Genomic DNA, 16469 nt, shown 5'->3' on the forward strand with positions numbered 1-16469 from the left:
GGGATGCCCGCTTCGCATTATTGTGAGGTCATGACCTTCGTCTCCTCGCGGTCATCGTCGTGGCCGTCGCTCCGTCTTCACGGCCGAGCGCTCGCGGCCGCTCCGGCGAGAGTGTCGACGTCGTGATGGACGAGATGGCGTCACCCGCCCCGACCCACGTCGACCCCGAGCAGCCACGGCGCGGGAAGCTCGCGACGGCCGCATCCGATCTCATCGTCGCGGTCACCACGATCGTGCTCGCGGGCCTCACGTGGGGCGCGTGGTTCGTGCTCGCGACAGCGATCGCGCGCGGGGCGGAGGGCGCGTTGCGCAGTGCTTCGGAGCCGTGGCAGTGGATCGGCGCCGCCGTGACCCTCGTCGTTCTCACGATCGTCTCGTCGCGATGGACGTCGGCCCCGGTGGCGGTCGTGAGCGTCACGGCGGGGTTCACCCTCGGGTTCTCGATCGCGGCATCCGCTGTCGACGACTCCGGGCTGTGGGCTGTCGGGGCGCTCATGGTCGCCGGGGGGACCCTCGTCGCGATGGCCGTCGTGACCGTGATCGACCGTGCCATCAGGTTGCTTCCGCCCAACTGAGGCCGCAGCGACCGGCAGCACGCGCCGCGCCGAATGAGTCGCCGTGTTGCGGCTCGACCCGGGGTGGGTGGCGTCGTGCGGATGCCGCGACTAGACAAGACGGCATGTCACCCTTCGATGTCAGCCACGCCGGTAGCCTTCCCCGCAGTCCCGAACTGATCGCGGCCAACGACGCGCGCAGTTTCGCCGACGACGGGTTCACCCTTGAGCGCACCCCCGAGTTCGACGAGCTGCTCACTGCAGCGGTCGTCGAGCTCGTGCAGCGCCAGGTCGACCTCGGGGTGACGATCCCCGGCGACGGCGAGTTCGGCAAGGCGATGACGAGCGCGGTCGACTACGGGGCATGGTGGTCGTACTCGTTCCAGCGCGTCGCCGGGCTCTCACTCACCGAGCACACGATCTTCACGCAGGAGCCCGTGCGCTCGGAGCCCGGAGCGGTGCGGCTCACGAGTTTTCCCGACCGCCGCGACTGGACGAGGTTTCACGACGCCTACACCGACTCCGCGTCGGGCATCTCGACGGGCAACACCGCGACGCCGTTCCCGAGCACGACCGGCCCGCTGAGCTACGTCGGGCAGTCCGCGATCGCGTCGGACATCGCCAACCTCAAGGCCGGTCTCGAGGCTGCCGGGGTCTCCGACGGTTTTCTCACGTCGCTCTCTCCGGGCAGCGGGGCGCGCATCCACAACGACCACTACGCGACGGAGGAGGAGCACATCTGGGCGTGGGCCGAGGTCATGCGCGAGGAGTACACGGCGATCGTCGATGCGGGCCTCACGGTGCAGATCGACGACCCGTCGATCGCCGAGAACTGGGACCAGATCAACCCCGAACCGACGATCGAGGACTACCGCGCCTTCACGCGCATCCGTGTCGAGGCGCTCAACTGGGCCATCCGCGACCTCCCTCGCGACCAGGTGCGCTTTCACCTGTGTTGGGGGAGCTGGCACGGACCGCACACGACCGATATCGAGTTCCGGCACATCATCGACCTCATGCTCGAGATCGACGCGGGCAGCTACTCGTTCGAGGCGGGCAACGTGCGGCACGCCCACGAGTGGAAGCTCTGGAAGGATGTCGCGCTGCCGGCGGGCAAGCGCATCGCCCCGGGTGTGGTCAGCCACGCGACCAATGTCGTCGAGCACCCCGAACTCGTCGCCGACCGCCTCGACGCCTTCGCGTCGCTCGTGGGCGCGGAGAACGTCATCGCGTCGACGGACTGCGGACTCGGAGGCCGGATCCACCCGCAGATCGCCGAGGCGAAGCTGCAGGCGCTCGGCGAGGGTGCGCGCATCGCTGCCGCGAGGAGGGGCTAGCACCTGCGGAGCCAGCCCAAGAGAAGGGGGCCCCCTGTCGGAGTCGAACCGACGACCCTCGCTTTACAAGAGCGATGCTCTGGCCACTGAGCTAAGGGGGCGAACGTGCCGAGGCACCGCCCCATGCTATCCGCAGCCGGCGGCGGCCCGCGAAACACCGTGTCGGGGTGTGCACGGCGCGAAGCGCCCGGCCCGATGCTCAGTCGAGGCGCGTGAGCACCTCGTCGAGGGGCACGGTTGCGCGCGCCGGCCTGCTGCCCCGGTCGAGGGGCTCACCCACGTAGAGCCACCCGAGCAGGATCTCGTGGGGGGCGAGACCGTGCATGCGGCTCACCGGCTCGGTGCGCGTGAGGTGACCCGACCGCCACATGACACCCCAGCCCGCCTCGTCGAGCAGAAGACTCAACACGTGGGCGACACCCGCCGCGGTCGCCTCCTGCTCCCACGCGTCGACCTTGATGCTCGGGCGGATGATCGCGACCACCGCGATGAGCAGCTCGGCGCGCAGAGGCTTGCCCGCGAGCTTCTCCGCCGCGCGATCGGTCGCGCCCGTCGCGTCGACGAAAGCCTCGCCGAGTCGCCCCCGCGCGTCGCCGCGCAGCTCGATGAGCCGCCACGGGCGCATCGCCGCGTGGTCGGCGACCGTCGCGGCTGCCGCGACGAGGGGGGAGAGGTCCGCACGTGACGGGGCGGCCGCCTCCACTCTGGGCTGCGACCGCCTCCTCAGCACGGCATCGAGTGCCGTCACGAGAGAGTTACTTCTCTTCTTCCTTGAACTCGAGCGAGAGGGAGTTCATGCAGTACCGGTCGCCCGTCGGGGTCTGGTAGGCGTCGTCGAACAGGTGGCCGAGGTGCGAACCGCACGCGGCGCACTGCACCTCGGTGCGGGTCATGCCGAGACTCGTGTCGGTCACGAGCTTCACGGCGTCGGGGTTGACGGCCTCGTAGAAGCTCGGCCATCCCGAACCCGAGTCGAACTTCGTGCCCGAGGGGAACAGCTCCGCGTGGCACGCGCCGCATGTGTAGACGCCGGCACGCTTCTCGTCGAGGAGGGCGCCCGACCACGGACGCTCGGTCGCGGCCTCACGGAGGATCGAGAAGCGGGTGGGGTCGAGAAGCTCGCGCCACTCGGCATCCGTCTTCTTCACGGTGAGGTCGGTGGAGTCAGAAGTCATGCGTTGGTTCCTTTCAGGAAAACGTTCACTGCCCCATTAAACTCGCGACCGTGCCAGATTGTTCCGTCGTCGCCAAGTCGTGGAGCGAACTCACGACAACCGAGCTCTACGCGTTTCTCAAACTGCGCACCGACGTCTTCTTCGTCGAACAGCGCATCGACGAGGAGGAGCTCGACGATCGCGATCAGGAGCCGCGCACCCTGCACTTCTTCACGGCGGATGATCGCGGCATCGCCGCATACGCTCGCGTGCTCGTCGACGCCGAGCCCTCCCATCGCGACGCCCGCCACATCGTCGGGCGCGTGGTCGTGCGCCAGGACCGGCGCGGCGAGGGCCTCGCGAAGACGCTCGTGGCCGCGGCGCTCGACGCCGTCGGCCCCGTGCCGGTGGTTCTGCACGCCCAGCACTACGTCGCGTCGCTCTACGCGGGGTTCGGCTTCGAGGCCGAGGGGGACATCTACCTCGAAGCGGGCATGCCTCACGTGACGATGTACCGCGCCGCCCTAGGCTGACGCCATGACGACCCCCGAACCCGCGGATGCTCGGCGCCCCGCCGACCCCGCATCGGAGCTCACGGCGCGCGATGCCGACATCCTCGCGTTCGAGCACACGTGGTCGAGGCACGCCGGGGCGAAGGAGGAGGCCATCCGTCTCCAGTTCGGTCTCTCGGTCGTTCGCTACTATCAAGTGCTGAACTCACTCATCGACAGCCCTGCCGCCATCGCGCACGATCCCATCCTCACCCGCCGACTGCGGCGTGTGCGTGACGCACGCGTGGCGGCGCGAGCAGCTCGAGGCGGTAGCCGATCTTCGATCGTTCCCGGTCGAGCGGACGACTAAGACGGGTACCACTGCATGACGAAGACATTCCCTCGCGACCGGTTCGACGAGATCACCGACGAACCGGAACGCGTCGGGGCTCATCGCGCCCCGGCGCCCCGGAATCGCGGCTGGATCGCTTTCGCGTGGGCCGCTCTCGTCACGGGCGTGCTCGTGGGGGCCGGGGTTTTCGCGCTCTCCACCTTCAGTGACTCGGTCAACTTCGAGCTGCCGTTCGAGTCCGCCGCCCCGGGCGATGCGGCCCCCGAGGAGCCCGAGCCGACCGACGCGGTCGCCGAGCTCGACCCCGACGTCGTCATCACCGTGCTCAACGGCACCGCCACGACGGGCCTCGCCAACACCGTCGGCGACAGTCTCGTCGCTGCCGGGTGGGGTGGCGCAGCCGAGGGGGTGGGCACACGCGCCAACGCCGCGGCCGAGGATGTCGTCGCGACGACGGTCTTCTACGGTGACACCGCCGACGAGGCTGCCGCGCGCGCCCTCGTCGACACCCTCGGCACCGGACAGATCCAGTTGAGCCAGGACTACCCGCAGTCGCCCATCGTCGTGCTCATCGGCTCCGACTACGCACCTCCGGCCGGCTGATCTCCGCGAGGTTTCGGGCAGGTTTAATCTCGCGACCGAGCGCCGCGGAAGCCCCGTCCGGCCTGTTCCGGCCGACCCGCCGCCGCTAGCATCCTGTGCAGGTCGCGAGTGCGACCGGCACAGCGCGGCAGGAGCACGGCATGGCGACCGGAACAGTGAAGTGGTTCAACGGGGAGAAGGGCTACGGCTTCATCACCGTCGACGGCGGCGAGGACGTCTTCGTGCACTTCTCCGCGATCGAGATGACCGGATACAAAGTGCTCGAAGAGGGCCAGCACGTGACGTTCGAGGTCGGCACCGGCAGCAAGGGACCGCAAGCGGAGTCCGTGCGGCTCTCCTGATCGCGAATCGCGGGGCGCACGCTTCGAGCGCGGCGTGCGTCGACACTATGGTGTGGCGCATGGTTTCTCCGCGGCGCTCGCCGTCTCGCCGTCGTCTCGCCGCTGCACTCCTCGTCGGCTCGGGGGTGGCATTCGTCTCCGCAGGGTGCGCGATCGAGCTCGCGGCGGTCGCGCCGAGCCCGTCGCCGAGCTACGTCTCCGACTTCGAGGCTCCCGCGCCGACCGAATTCGCGCCGCTGCGGGGCACCTCGGTGGAGCCGGGATCGCTCGAGGGGGCCTCTCTGAGCGCCAAGATCGACAATCATCCCGACGCCAGGCCGCAGGTCGGTCTCGACACCGCAGACGTGGTCTTCGAGGAGCTCGTCGAGGGCGGGATGACGCGCTACGTCGGGGTGTGGCACTCCGACATGCCCGAGGTGCTCGGTCCCGTGCGGTCGATCCGGCCCATGGACCCCGACATCGTGTCGCCCTTCGGTGGAATCATCGCCTACTCGGGTGGCCAGGAACGCTTCGTTGCGCTCATGCAGCAGACCGGCGTCCACAACGCCATCCACGGTCAACCCGACACGGCATCGACGTTCTACCGCACCGACGACAAGCGGGCGCCGCACAACGTGCTCGTCAAGGCGCGCGAGGTCGCGAGCGAGCACACCGATCTCGCCCCGCCCGCGCAGCAGTTCGCGTTCGCGCGGGATGCCGCATCGGCGACCGCGACGCGACACGGCGAGCCGACGGCATCCCTCTCCTACGCGTTCTCGCCCCAGGTGTCGGGCTCGTGGACGTGGGATGCCGCGGCCGAGACGTTCGCCCGAGCTCAATCGGGCGCTCCCGACGTGGATGCGGCGGGTGATCAGCTCGAGGCGACCAACGTGGTCGTGTTGCGTGTCGCCGTGACCATCGACCAGGACATCCCCAAGACCGAGCTCGTCGGCTCCGGCGAGGCGTGGGTGTCGAGCGGCGGGGCGACCGTGCACGGCACGTGGTCGAAACCGGATGCGACGAGCCCCGTGCGGTTGGTCGACGACCACGGTGCCGTTGTGCGCCTCGCGCCGGGCACCACGTGGTTCGAGCTCGTGCCGACCGAAGGCTCCGTCGAGTTCACTCCGCCCGCGGGCTGACGGGCTTCCGCCCCCGTCGTTCACTTGCACTCTCTGGGGCAGAGTGCCAGAATCAGTTAGCACTCCCTTCAGGGGAGTGCCAAAGGCACTGCAGGTTTTACGACGTCCGGGAGGGACGAGAAACACACATGGCAAAGATCATTGCTTTCAACGAAGAGGCCCGTCGCGGCCTCGAGCGCGGCCTGAACATCCTCGCCGACGCCGTCAAGGTCACGCTCGGCCCACGCGGTCGCAACGTCGTTCTCGAGAAGAAGTGGGGCGCCCCCACCATCACGAACGACGGTGTCTCGATCGCCAAGGAGATCGAGCTCGACGACCCCTACGAGAAGATCGGTGCGGAGCTCGTCAAAGAGGTCGCGAAGAAGACCGATGACGTCGCGGGCGACGGAACGACCACCTCGGTCGTTCTCGCTCAGGCACTCGTGCGCGAAGGACTGCGCAACGTCGCAGCCGGCGCCGACCCCATCACCCTCAAGCGCGGCATCGAAAAGGCCGTCACCTCGGTGATCGAAGCCCTCGTGTCGGGCGCCAAGGAGATCGAGACCAAGGAAGAGATCGCGGCCACGGCCTCCATCTCGGCCGGGGACCCCGAGATCGGTGCGCTCATCGCCGAGGCGATCGACAAGGTCGGTAAAGAGGGTGTCGTCACCGTCGAGGAGTCGAACACGTTCGGCACCGAGCTCGAGCTCACCGAGGGAATGCGCTTCGACAAGGGCTACCTGTCGGCATACTTCGTGACCGACGCCGAGCGCCAGGAAGCGGTCTTCGAAGACCCCTACGTGCTCATCGTCAACGGCAAGATCTCGAACATCAAAGATCTGCTGCCGATCGTCGACAAGGTCATCCAGTCGGGCAAGCAGCTCCTCATCATCGCGGAAGACGTCGATGGGGAAGCCCTCGCGACCCTCGTCGTCAACAAGATCCGTGGCATCTTCAAGTCGGTCGCCGTCAAGGCTCCCGGCTTCGGTGACCGTCGCAAGGCGCAGCTGCAGGACATCGCCATCCTCACCGGTGGCCAGGTCATCTCCGAGGAGGTCGGACTCAAGCTCGAGAACGCGACCCTCGACCTGCTCGGCCGCGCGCGCAAGGTCGTCATCACCAAGGACGAGACCACGATCGTCGAGGGTGCCGGCGACGCTGACCTCATCGCCGGTCGCGTGAAGCAGATCCGCGCCGAGATCGACAACACCGACTCCGACTACGACCGCGAGAAGCTCCAGGAGCGCCTCGCGAAGCTCGCCGGTGGAGTCGCCGTGATCAAGGCCGGAGCCGCGACCGAGGTCGAGCTCAAGGAGCGCAAGCACCGCATCGAAGACGCCGTGCGCAACGCCAAGGCCGCCGTCGATGAGGGAATCGTCGCCGGTGGTGGCGTCGCGCTCATCCAGGCAGGCAAGACGGCCTTCGAGAGCGACGCCCTCACGGGCCTCACGGGTGACGAAGCGACCGGTGCGAACATCGTTCGCGTCGCCGTCGACGCGCCGCTCAAGCAGATCGCGCTCAACGCCGGTCTCGAGCCCGGTGTCGTCGCCGACAAGGTGCGCAACCTGCCCACCGGTCACGGCCTCAACGCCGCCAACGGCGAGTATGTCGACATGCTCGCCGCCGGCATCAACGACCCGGTCAAGGTGACCCGCTCGGCTCTGCTCAACGCAGCGTCGATCGCCGGCCTCTTCCTCACGACCGAGGCCGTCGTCGCCGACAAGCCCGAGAAGAACCCGGCCCCGGCCGGCGACCCCACGGGTGGCATGGACTTCTAAGCCTCGGCTCAGCGGTTCGTTCGACGAGAACACGAATCAGGGCGACTCCTTCGGGAGTCGCCCTTTTTCGTGCGCTCGCGCGGCAGTGTGCTCAGCGCAGGAAGAGGCGGGCGTTCGTCGCCTCGGCGTCCGCGTAGTGCTGACCGGCGAGAGCGAGGGCCTCGGTGATCGACTCGAGGCTCGCCTCGACCTGCTGCTGTGTCGCCTTCCAGTCGATGACGACGGACTGGAACGCGGTCGACGCCGACCCCGTCCAACTGCTCTGCAGTTCGATCAAGCGCGCGTTGAGCGCGCCGACCTCCGAGGAGATCGTGGCTATCGACGCGCGAACGGCGGTCGTCGTGGTCATTACCGCGTCACTGTCGACCTGATATCGGGTCATGGGATGGGCCTCTCTTCTACTCCTGCCGGCCGCAGAGCACCCGCGTGAAGCGGATGTCGGGTCGACCGTAGGGCAGCGACGCGCGGGTGTGAGGCGTCAGGCCGTCTCGGGGGAAGGCTGGGGCGTCCAGTCCGAGGGGAGGAGGGGGAGTGCGATCCGGAAGGTCGCTCCGCCACCCTCGGTGTCGAGAACCTCGACGGTGCCCCGGTGGGCTTCGACGATGCCGAGAACGATCGCGAGGCCGAGGCCGCTGCCACCCGTCTCCCGCGTGCGGGAGGTGTCGGCGCGCCAGAACCTCTGGAAGACCTTGTCGCGGATCTGCGGGGGGACTCCGTCGCCGTGGTCGATGATGTCGACGATCGCGACCTCGGCGCGCGGGTCGACGCTCACACCGATCTCGATGGGGCTTCCGGGGTCGGTGAACCTCATCGCGTTGCCGAGCAGGTTGGTCACTACCTGGCGGATCTTGTTCTCCTCGGCGAGCACGATCGCGGGGGTCTCGAGGAGGGCGCTCTCCTCGGCCTCGCGTTCGACGGGTTCGTCGACGGTCGCGCGCTTGCTCGCCGAGCGGCGCGGCCGCAACCGCAGCAGCTGCGAGCCCGTGAGGCGACGCGCGCCCGCGACGACGAGCGACCGGGGCGTCGATGCGGGAACGGCGTCGTCCGATGCGGGCCCGGCCGGGGTGTCTCCGACGTCGTTCTCGTCGGGCTCGCCGAGCTCGACCTCGATGATCTCGACGCTGATCGTGCGGTCGGGCGCTTGCGCCATCGCGTCGAGGGCGGCGTCGTAGGCGATGGGAACGAGGTCGACGGGAGCGAACTTCGGCGGCTTCGCCTCGTCGATGCGCGCGAGCTCGAGGAGATCCTCGACGAGCTCACCCATCCGGATCGCCTCCTTCTCGATGCGCTCCATGGCTTGCGCGACGTCTTCGGGCGAGGTCAGCGCTCCCATGCGATAGAGCTCGGCGTAACCCCGAACCGATACGAGGGGGGTGCGCAGCTCGTGGCTCGCGTCACCGACGAATCGGCGCATCTGCTCGATCGTGTTGGCCCGATCGCCGAAGGCGCGGTCGATGCGGGCGAGCATCGTGTTGAGGGAGCCGTTGAGTCGGCCGACCTCGGTGTTGGGCGTCGCGCCGGGCATCCGCTCACTGAAGTTGCCGTCGGCGATCGCCGCGGCGGTCGCCTCGACCTGCCGCAGCGGGCCGAGGGTCGTCGTGACGAGGAGCCTCGTGAGGGCCGCACCGAGGATGACGACCGAAAGGCCGAATCCGAGGAAGATGCTCGCGTAGCGCCCGATGATGTCGTTGGTGTCGTCGAGGTTGAGGGCCACGAGCAGTCCGCCGGTGGCCGAGGAGTTGACGTCGGCGATCGGCACGGCGACGGCACGCCACTGGGTCGCTCCCGCGGCATCCCACAGCGTGAAGGGGTGAGGGTCGACACTCATGTCGCCCTCTTTCATCTGGGAGAGCACGGGCGGCGGGTCGGCGTGCGTGCTCTCGCAGATGACGAGGCCGTTGTCGTTCATGACGGCGACGTAGTAGTCGTTCGGCCCGGGGTTCATGCAGTCGAGTTCGAGCAGTTCGCCGACGCTGAGCCCGCCCACGGTGTCTTCGAGCTTCGCGTCGACGGCTTCGATGAGGTACGTGCGCAATACGGTCATCGTGCCGACTCCCGCAACGAGGAGCCCGAGGGTCACCAGAAGCACGGTCACCGTGGTGATCTTCGTGCGCAGCGAAACAGCGTTCCACCGCTCGGCGAGGGGCTCAGGCATAAGAACGCCAGGCTAGCGCGTCAGCCTGGTGGGGTTCTGGGCGGCGCACCCTCCGGAGGCTGCCCGGAGCCCGTCAGACCTTGGTCGCCTTGAGCATGTACCCGAATCCGCGCTTGGTCTGGATGACCGGCTCGGCCGAGAACTGATCGAGTTTGCGGCGGAGGTAGGAGATGTAGCTCTCGACGATTCCGGCGTCTCCGTTGAAGTCGTACTCCCAGACGTGGTCGAGGATCTGAGCCTTCGAGAGCACGCGGTTGGGGTTGAGCATGAGGTAGCGCAGGAGCTTGAACTCGGTGGGGCTCAACTCGATCTGCTCTGCGCCGATCGTGACCTCGTGGGTGTCCTGATCCATGGTCAGTTCGCCCGCGCGGATGATGGCGTCTTCCTCCTCGGCCATGGTGCGACGGAGGATCGCTTTGATACGCGCGACGATCTCGTCGAGGCTGAACGGCTTGGTCACGTAGTCGTCACCGCCGACGGTGAGGCCGGTGATCTTGTCTTCGGTGTCGTCTTTCGCCGTGAGGAAGAGGATGGGCGAGGTGTATCCACTCGACCGCAGTCGCTTGGTCACGCCGAAGCCGTTCATGTCGGGGAGCATGACGTCGAGGATGATGAGGTCAGGCTCCTCTTCGAGAACCGCCGAGATGGCCTGGGCGCCGTTGCCGACCGCTCGCACAGCGAAACCGGCGAACCGGAGGCTCGTGGTCAAGAGGTCGCGGATGTTGGGTTCGTCGTCGACGATAAGGATTTTCGGGCCATCACTCATGTCCCTATTATTTGCGAGAGCGCTGGGAGTTGTCTGGGCGTAAAGCGCATGTTGTGCGAGTGGACGTCCGGCGTGGTCACGCCGCGGCGGCGTCGAGCGAGTGGGCGTCGAGGATCGTGTAGCTGTAGCCCTGCTCGGCGAGGAACCGCTGCCGGTTCTGGGCGAAATCCTGGTCGACGGTGTCGCGCGTGACGAGGGTGTAGAAGTTGGCGGGCAGTCCCGACTCCTTGGGGCGAAGCAGGCGGCCGAGCCTCTGGGCCTCCTCCTGGCGCGAGCCGTACGACCCCGACACCTGGATCGCCACGGTCGCCTCGGGGAGGTCGACCGAGAAGTTGGCGACCTTCGACACCACGAGGATCTTCGTCGTGCCGTCGCGGAATTCCTGGTAGAGCCGCTCCCGGTCGTCGACCGAGGTCGCACCGGTGAGTTGCGGAGCGTCGAGGGCTTCGGCGAGCTCGTCGATCTGGTCGAGGTACTGCCCGATGATGAGGATGCGTTCGCCCTCGTGTTTCGCGACGAGCTGACGCACGACGTCGAGCTTCGCGGGGGCACTCGCGGCGAGCCGATAGCGCGCGTCGTCGGCGGATGCGGCGTACTCGAGTCGCTCTTGGTGAGGGAGGTCGATGCGCACCTCGAAGCACGACGCGGGGGAGATGAACCCTTGAGCTTCGATCTCCTTCCACGGAGCGTCGAAGCGCTTGGGTCCGATGAGGCTGAAGACGTCGCCCTCGCGCCCGTCTTCGCGCACGAGTGTGGCGGTGAGGCCGAGGCGGCGACGCGCCTGGAGGTCGGCGGTGAGCTTGAAGACGGGCGCGGGCAACAGGTGCACCTCGTCGTAGATCACGAGACCCCAGTCGAGGGCGTCGAGGAGCGCGAGGTGGGCGTACTCGCCCTTCCGCCTCGCCGTGAGGATCTGATAGGTCGCGATCGTCACGGGCTTGATCTCTTTCAGCTGCCCGGAGTACTCGCCGATGTCGTCTTCGGTGAGGGTCGTGCGCTTGAGCAGCTCGGCGCGCCACTGGCGGGCCGACACGATGTTGGTCACGAGGATGAGCGTCGTCGTCTTCGAGGTGGCCATCGCGCCCGCGCCGACGAGGGTCTTGCCCGCCCCGCACGGAAGCACGACGACTCCCGAACCGTGCTCGAAGAAGTTCGCGACCGCGTGGTCCTGATACTCGCGCAGAGCGAACCCGCCCGAGTGGTCGAGAGCGATCTCGTGGGGCGTGCCGGGCGTGTAGCCCGCGAGGTCTTCCGCCGGCCACCCGAGCTTGAGCAGCTCTTGCTTGAGCTCGCCTCGCGCCCACGGCTGCATGACGAACGAGTTGTCCCCGCGCTTCTCGAAGAGCAGGTTGGCGATCTTCTTCGCGCGCGCGATCTCGGCGAGCACGGCGGAGTCGGTGGCAGTGAGCGTCAGCACGCCCTCGTTGTCGCGCTCGATGACGAGGCGTCCGTATCGCGCGACGGTCTCGGCGATGTCGACCGAGACGCTCTGGGGGATCGGGAACTTCGAGTACTTCTCGAGTGTCGCCATCATGTCGTCGGCGGCGTGACCGGCTGCGCGCGCGTTCCACAGCCCGAGTCGCGTGATGCGATAGGTGTGGATGTGTTCGGGGGCCCGTTCGAGCTCGGCGAAGACCGCCAGATCGTGGCGCGCGTCTTCGGCGAGCGGGTGCGCGACTTCGAGGAGCACGGTGCGGTCGCTCTGCACGATGAGGGGGCCCGGGATGGCAGACACCGGTGCGGGAGCGGGGGCGGAATTCACCACGGAAGTCTAACCGCGCCGTGCTGGCGGAGAGCTGACTCCGCCGCCCGCGAAACCCCCTTCGAGCGGCGGTCGTCCGGGTGGCCGGTTCGGGCCGCGTGCTCGCCGCCGCTCAGGCGTCGTCGGCGGTCGAGATGCCGGCGATGCTCGAGAGCGGCAGGGTGCGCTCGATCGCGGAGCGCCGGTCCCGCGCTCGCAGACGCCCGCCCGCGATGCTCGTCGGCTCGAGCTGGTAATGGACGATCGAGCCGTTCGGCATCGTCACGCTCACCGTGAGTGCCGCTTTCACGCGGATCGCGGTCTCGAGCTGCCTCGACAACCACGCCTCCGAGGCCTCGTCGGGTTCGTCGTCGCTTCCGAGTCGCAAGCGCTCGAGGAGTCCGGCGACCGAGTCGGCCGTCGCGGGAGGTGCGGGTCGGGCGTGCCGACGGCGACGCACGCTCACGACCTCGCCCGCGGCATCCTCGGCGGCCACGGGGTAGCGCGCGTCGCTCAGGCTCCAGAACACCGTGTCGAGGGCGAAGCGGCTGTGGGCGTGGCCGCCGTCGATGCGCGTGAAACCGAGGGCCGACAGGTTCTGGTCGACGAGCACGGTGCCGAGCATCGCCTCGTCGTCGCTGCGCACGTAGCTGCGAGCGCCGGAGTCGCCGGCGTCGCTCTCCGAGATCGAGCCCACACGCAGGAGTCCGTAGCGAGCGGATGCCTCGGTGATGAGGTAGTCGAGCGGCTGCGGGATGCCCGTGAGGGAGATCGCGGAGAGGAACTCGCGCACGCTCTCGGCCGTCTCGCCGGCGGCCATGGCGCGGTTCATCGTCGCCGCGGTGACGCGATAGCTCGACGCGAGGGCGCGGCTCTCGACGTCGGCGATCGAGCGCAACCGCCCGTCGACCTCGGGTGTCAGGGGCCCGGGGGCGACGATCGAGAGGTCGTGCTGCAGGTATACCTGTTCGACCTCGCGCGGCAGGAGCTCGGTCATGGCCGGCGCGGCCGCGTCGGCTCCCGACGCGAGCAGCAGCGACCCGGGGGAGCTCGGCGCCTGGTTTGCGGTGATGCCGAGCAGCTCCGCCGCGGTCGTGTAGACCTCGATGCGGTCGGCCATCCACGACCCTCCCGCGGGGTAGAGCCAGTCGATGTAGCGCGCGAAACCGGAACCCCACGCGGCGTGGTCGCGCTCGCGCAGAACCGCGAGGATGTCGGGCGGCAGTCGCCTGCGCCAGCCGTCGACGAGAGCACCCCACCGGGTGCCGGTCGCGAGCTGCAGCCACGCGCCGCCCGCCTCGGTGATGAGCACGAAGCCGCCTTCTCGTGCCACGAGGTCGGCGTCGAACGCGATCGTCAACAGGCGCGGCACGCTCTCGAGAGCCACGGCCATGGCGTTCGCGAGCCGCTTCGAGTCGGGGAGGGCGACGCCGCCCTTCGCGAGCTCGCGCGCGGGCTCGCGCTCGAGCTCGGCGAGCATCTCGGTGATCTCGCTCGTCGCCGCGAACGCCCGCTCGGAGGCGACCCGGTCGATGAAACGGATGTCGACGTCGGCGACGGGCTCCATCACGCCCCCGGGCACCGCGGAGGCGAGCTCGTCGAGGCCCGGCAGACCGAATGCCGGCCACGACCGCAGCTGTTCGGCGACGCTGTCGTACACGGTCGCGGCGAAGGTGGGGGAGTCCGCGCCATCCGACCCGGCCGTGTTCGAGTTGTCGGAGTCGGTGTCGGCCTCGTCGGCGGTGTCGGAGTCGGCGAGGAGGAGCGCGACGAGCGCTCGCAATCGAGACTCGACGGCGCTCGCATCCGTCTCGGACCCCTTCTCTCGCAGTATCGCGACGACCTCGTCGACGGTGACCGCGCGAGACGGCGTCGCGGCCGACGCGGCGGCCGCGACCGCGAGGGTCATGCGGTCGAGGCGCGTGAGCTGCACCTGGATCGACTGGCGGTCGAGAAAAGCCTCGGCGAGGTCGAAGAAGTCTTTGATGCTGCCGGCGCGCACCTCGCGCGCACGGATCTCCCGTGCCAGGGTCTCGTCATCGAGAGCTCGCAATCGGGTTGCGAGCGAAAAAGTGTCGCTCATCCAGCGCTGCCGCGTGCGCGCCGTCGCGCACTCACCACGACCAGGACGATCAGCATGACGAAAGCGATCGGGAGACCGAAGAGGGGGAGGATCGTGATGGCGGGCCAGACGCCCTCGCCGAAGTCTTGGCGGACCATGCCGGCGAGTGTGGCGAAAATCACGGCCAGGAACGACAGCAGCGAGAGCGCGACGATCGAGATCAGCATGTAGGCGAGCACGCGCTCGGCGCGGTTCGCACTGGACTCCGTCGGTTTCACCACGGGGTCAAGCCTAGATGCACCCGGCACCACGTAGGCTTGGATGTTCCAGCGACAAGAAAGAGGGGCCGCCATGCCTACCGGCAAGGTCAAGTTCTACGACGACGAGAAGGGCTTCGGCTTCATCTCAGCAGATGACGGCCGCGAAGTCTTCCTGCACGCCTCGGCGCTCCCCGCAGGCGCCACGGTCAAGGCGGGTTCGAAGCTCGAGTTCGGCATCGCCGACGGAAAGCGCGGCGCTCAAGCGCTCTCGGTGCGCATCCTCGAGGCGCCCCCGAGCATGGTGAAGCTCACCCGCAAGCCCGCCGACGACATGTCGATCATCGTCGAAGACCTCGTCAAGCTCCTCGATGGCATCGGCGCGAACCTCAAGCGCGGCCGCTACCCCGACTCGAGCCACAGCCGCAAGATCGCGGCGATGCTGAGAAAAGTCGCCGACGAACTGGATGCGTGACGCCGTGGGCGACGGGACAGGTGACGACGCACAGCAGAACGCTGCCGCCGCGAGTGACGTGGCGGTGAGCGACGGCGTGGTCGACGGCGCTGCTACGGAGAGCGGTGCGGACACCACTGCTGCTGGCGAGACCGATCGCCGGCACACCCCGATCGACGACGTCGCCGAGAGCGAGGTCGCCGCCGACGACATCGACCCTGCGGTCGCGGCGGCCGTCGAAGCCGCGGTGATCGCGCGTCCGACGATCGAGGCGACCGACGACGACCTCGCGCGCGCCCGCACCGCGCTGCTCGAGATCACGACCGCCGAGATGATCGGCGCGCCCGCTTCGGCGTTCGACGAGGGCGACGGCGTCGTCTCGGTGCGTTTCGAGACCGCGATGCTCGGCTACCCGGGCTGGTTCTGGACCGCGAGCATCGCCCACGTCGAGGGCGAAGAGCCGAGCGTGCTCGAGGTCGAGCTCATGCCCGGTGAGGGCGCCATCCTCTCGCCGGACTGGGTGCCGTGGGTCGACAGGCTCGCCGAGTACCGCGCGACCCAGGATGCGGAAGCGGCCGAACTCGCCGCCCTCGAAGACGATGACGACGACGAGTCGGATGACGACGAGTCGGACGATGACGACGAATCCGACGACGGCGCGCCGGTTCCCGTGCTGCACGGCGGCGACCTCGACGGTGTCGACATCGATGAGCTCGTAGACGGGGCGGACGACGACGAGTCGGACGACGATGACGATTCGGACGACGACGACGACGACGACGATGACGTTGACGAGTCAGACGACTCAGACGACGACGACGAGTCGAATGACGACGACAGCGATGAGTCAGACGACGATTCGGATGACGCGCAGCGGTCGAGCGACGATGCGGCGCAGACATCCACATCGCGTCGTCGTCGCCGCCGCTGACCCGCGCTGACCTACGGCCCGACTAGCAGGAGCTTTCGGCCGAAGAACGCGGGCCGCAGGAGTCTCTGTGGCCCCGGGCGAGGTTCTTCCTGCGAATGGGCGAGCCACCCGCAGGGTCAGCGCCGGGCGCGCCGCCGCTTGAGGTGGGCGTAGACGAGCCCGGCGAGGCCGAGTGCCACGCCGATCGCGCACGTCAGAAGCCACCACCGGTTGCCGCCCTCGATCATCGGGCCGGCGAAGAACAGCAGGGTGATGAGGGCCGCGAGCCAGCCGACCGTTCCGAGGAGCATGGGCGCACGATCATCCGTCTGCACCGGCGCGGGGTTGGGGCGTCGCTCGGAGTCTTTGAGCCAGAGGCGCAGGGGCATGAGTTCGGGGTCTCGGGGTCGTCGGGCT

19 protein-coding genes and 1 tRNA gene are annotated in these 16469 nt (G+C 68.4%); 10 read left to right on the forward strand and 10 right to left on the reverse strand.

The genetic code is table 11. The annotated features are described in order from the left end of the window. Positions 1-122 precede the first annotated feature (122 nt). Both ACLHIH_RS13855 and ACLHIH_RS13860 read left to right on the forward strand, forming a co-directional pair. Positions 123-575: a hypothetical protein gene (locus tag ACLHIH_RS13855; RefSeq protein WP_411317432.1), complete on the forward strand. Its 453-nt coding sequence runs from the start codon at positions 123-125 to the stop codon at positions 573-575. 104 nt (positions 576-679) lie between these two features. Next, positions 680-1891, forward strand: a complete 1212-nt coding sequence (locus tag ACLHIH_RS13860; RefSeq protein ID WP_411317433.1) for a cobalamin-independent methionine synthase II family protein — start codon at positions 680-682, stop codon at positions 1889-1891. Between the two features lie 28 nt (positions 1892-1919). Here ACLHIH_RS13860 and ACLHIH_RS13865 read toward each other — a convergent pair. From ACLHIH_RS13865 to msrB, 3 genes are all read right to left on the reverse strand, one after another. Continuing rightward, positions 1920-1992, reverse strand: a tRNA-Thr gene (locus ACLHIH_RS13865). Between the two features lie 98 nt (positions 1993-2090). Then, positions 2091-2639, reverse strand: coding sequence for a nitroreductase family protein (locus ACLHIH_RS13870; protein WP_411317434.1), 549 nt, complete (start codon positions 2637-2639; stop codon positions 2091-2093). Positions 2640-2646: 7 nt separating this feature from the next. Next, positions 2647-3066, reverse strand: coding sequence for a peptide-methionine (R)-S-oxide reductase MsrB (gene msrB / locus ACLHIH_RS13875; protein ID WP_411317435.1), 420 nt, complete (start codon positions 3064-3066; stop codon positions 2647-2649). 50 nt (positions 3067-3116) lie between these two features. On the opposite strand from msrB, the gene ACLHIH_RS13880 reads away from it, so the two are divergent. The 6 genes from ACLHIH_RS13880 (at position 3117) to groL (ending at position 7707) form a co-directional block, all read left to right on the forward strand. Further along, positions 3117-3578 (forward strand): GNAT family N-acetyltransferase, encoded by a 462-nt coding sequence (locus ACLHIH_RS13880; RefSeq protein WP_411317436.1) that lies wholly within the window; start codon positions 3117-3119, stop codon positions 3576-3578. Positions 3579-3582: 4 nt separating this feature from the next. Further along, complete coding sequence (locus tag ACLHIH_RS13885; protein WP_411317437.1) at positions 3583-3906, forward strand: DUF3263 domain-containing protein; 324 nt, start codon at positions 3583-3585, stop codon at positions 3904-3906. Positions 3907-3921: 15 nt separating this feature from the next. After that, positions 3922-4491, forward strand: a complete 570-nt coding sequence (locus ACLHIH_RS13890) for a LytR C-terminal domain-containing protein (RefSeq protein WP_411317438.1) — start codon at positions 3922-3924, stop codon at positions 4489-4491. A 140-nt stretch (positions 4492-4631) separates the two neighbouring features. Next, the gene (locus ACLHIH_RS13895) at positions 4632-4832 is read left to right on the forward strand and encodes a cold-shock protein (protein WP_411317439.1); all 201 of its coding nucleotides are present in this window, start codon (positions 4632-4634) and stop codon (positions 4830-4832) included. A gap of 59 nt (positions 4833-4891) precedes the next feature. Next, positions 4892-5950: a DUF3048 domain-containing protein gene (locus ACLHIH_RS13900; protein WP_411317440.1), complete on the forward strand. Its 1059-nt coding sequence runs from the start codon at positions 4892-4894 to the stop codon at positions 5948-5950. 128 nt (positions 5951-6078) lie between these two features. Further along, positions 6079-7707: a chaperonin GroEL gene (gene groL, locus ACLHIH_RS13905; protein WP_411317441.1), complete on the forward strand. Its 1629-nt coding sequence runs from the start codon at positions 6079-6081 to the stop codon at positions 7705-7707. A gap of 91 nt (positions 7708-7798) precedes the next feature. Here the strand turns inward: groL and ACLHIH_RS13910 are convergent, their stop codons facing one another. From ACLHIH_RS13910 to ACLHIH_RS13935, 6 genes are all read right to left on the reverse strand, one after another. Then, on the reverse strand, positions 7799-8089 hold the full coding sequence (locus ACLHIH_RS13910) for a WXG100 family type VII secretion target (RefSeq protein WP_411317442.1): 291 nt from the start codon (positions 8087-8089) through the stop codon (positions 7799-7801). Between the two features lie 96 nt (positions 8090-8185). Further along, the gene (locus ACLHIH_RS13915; protein WP_411317443.1) at positions 8186-9862 is read right to left on the reverse strand and encodes a sensor histidine kinase; all 1677 of its coding nucleotides are present in this window, start codon (positions 9860-9862) and stop codon (positions 8186-8188) included. A 73-nt stretch (positions 9863-9935) separates the two neighbouring features. Next, positions 9936-10628, reverse strand: a complete 693-nt coding sequence (locus tag ACLHIH_RS13920) for a response regulator transcription factor (RefSeq protein WP_411317444.1) — start codon at positions 10626-10628, stop codon at positions 9936-9938. A 76-nt stretch (positions 10629-10704) separates the two neighbouring features. After that, entirely contained in the window at positions 10705-12390 is a 1686-nt protein-coding gene (locus tag ACLHIH_RS13925; RefSeq protein ID WP_411317445.1) for a DNA repair helicase XPB, read from the reverse strand. Between the two features lie 112 nt (positions 12391-12502). Further along, positions 12503-14452: a helicase-associated domain-containing protein gene (locus ACLHIH_RS13930; protein ID WP_411317446.1), complete on the reverse strand. Its 1950-nt coding sequence runs from the start codon at positions 14450-14452 to the stop codon at positions 12503-12505. Continuing rightward, positions 14449-14712 (reverse strand): hypothetical protein, encoded by a 264-nt coding sequence (locus tag ACLHIH_RS13935; protein ID WP_411317447.1) that lies wholly within the window; start codon positions 14710-14712, stop codon positions 14449-14451. The genes ACLHIH_RS13930 and ACLHIH_RS13935 overlap by 4 nt, the downstream gene beginning before the upstream one ends. Positions 14713-14782: 70 nt before the next feature. On the opposite strand from ACLHIH_RS13935, the gene ACLHIH_RS13940 reads away from it, so the two are divergent. Together ACLHIH_RS13940 and ACLHIH_RS13945 are read left to right on the forward strand one after the other, a co-directional pair. Further along, positions 14783-15163 (forward strand): cold-shock protein, encoded by a 381-nt coding sequence (locus tag ACLHIH_RS13940; RefSeq protein WP_411317448.1) that lies wholly within the window; start codon positions 14783-14785, stop codon positions 15161-15163. Next, a complete protein-coding gene (locus tag ACLHIH_RS13945) occupies positions 15156-16073 on the forward strand; it encodes a DUF3027 domain-containing protein (RefSeq protein ID WP_411317449.1) in 918 nt (305 codons plus the stop codon). Before ACLHIH_RS13940 ends, ACLHIH_RS13945 begins: the two co-directional genes overlap by 8 nt. A 116-nt stretch (positions 16074-16189) precedes the next feature. Here the strand turns inward: ACLHIH_RS13945 and ACLHIH_RS13950 are convergent, their stop codons facing one another. Next, entirely contained in the window at positions 16190-16441 is a 252-nt protein-coding gene (locus ACLHIH_RS13950; RefSeq protein WP_411317450.1) for a DUF2530 domain-containing protein, read from the reverse strand. Positions 16442-16469 lie beyond the last annotated feature (28 nt).

It is taken from the genome of Marisediminicola sp. LYQ134 (assembly GCF_046599635.1).
In the GTDB taxonomy this organism is placed as follows: domain Bacteria; phylum Actinomycetota; class Actinomycetes; order Actinomycetales; family Microbacteriaceae; genus Marisediminicola.

Bases quoted from the DNA above. Each gene is read 5' to 3' on its own strand.
- ACLHIH_RS13860 (WP_411317433.1), top strand. From the start codon at position 680: ATGTCACCCTTCGATGTCAGCCACGCCGGTAGCCTTCCCCGCAGTCCC.
- msrB (WP_411317435.1), bottom strand. From the start codon at position 3,066: ATGACTTCTGACTCCACCGACCTCACCGTGAAGAAGACGGATGCCGAG.
- ACLHIH_RS13885 (WP_411317437.1), top strand. From the start codon at position 3,583: ATGACGACCCCCGAACCCGCGGATGCTCGGCGCCCCGCCGACCCCGCA.
- ACLHIH_RS13890 (WP_411317438.1), top strand. From the start codon at position 3,922: ATGACGAAGACATTCCCTCGCGACCGGTTCGACGAGATCACCGACGAA.
- ACLHIH_RS13895 (WP_411317439.1), top strand. From the start codon at position 4,632: ATGGCGACCGGAACAGTGAAGTGGTTCAACGGGGAGAAGGGCTACGGC.
- ACLHIH_RS13900 (WP_411317440.1), top strand. From the start codon at position 4,892: ATGGTTTCTCCGCGGCGCTCGCCGTCTCGCCGTCGTCTCGCCGCTGCA.
- groL (WP_411317441.1), top strand. From the start codon at position 6,079: ATGGCAAAGATCATTGCTTTCAACGAAGAGGCCCGTCGCGGCCTCGAG.
- ACLHIH_RS13910 (WP_411317442.1), bottom strand. From the start codon at position 8,089: ATGACCCGATATCAGGTCGACAGTGACGCGGTAATGACCACGACGACC.
- ACLHIH_RS13915 (WP_411317443.1), bottom strand. From the start codon at position 9,862: ATGCCTGAGCCCCTCGCCGAGCGGTGGAACGCTGTTTCGCTGCGCACG.
- ACLHIH_RS13920 (WP_411317444.1), bottom strand. From the start codon at position 10,628: ATGAGTGATGGCCCGAAAATCCTTATCGTCGACGACGAACCCAACATC.
- ACLHIH_RS13930 (WP_411317446.1), bottom strand. From the start codon at position 14,452: ATGAGCGACACTTTTTCGCTCGCAACCCGATTGCGAGCTCTCGATGAC.
- ACLHIH_RS13940 (WP_411317448.1), top strand. From the start codon at position 14,783: ATGCCTACCGGCAAGGTCAAGTTCTACGACGACGAGAAGGGCTTCGGC.
- ACLHIH_RS13945 (WP_411317449.1), top strand. From the start codon at position 15,156: ATGCGTGACGCCGTGGGCGACGGGACAGGTGACGACGCACAGCAGAAC.
- ACLHIH_RS13950 (WP_411317450.1), bottom strand. From the start codon at position 16,441: ATGCCCCTGCGCCTCTGGCTCAAAGACTCCGAGCGACGCCCCAACCCC.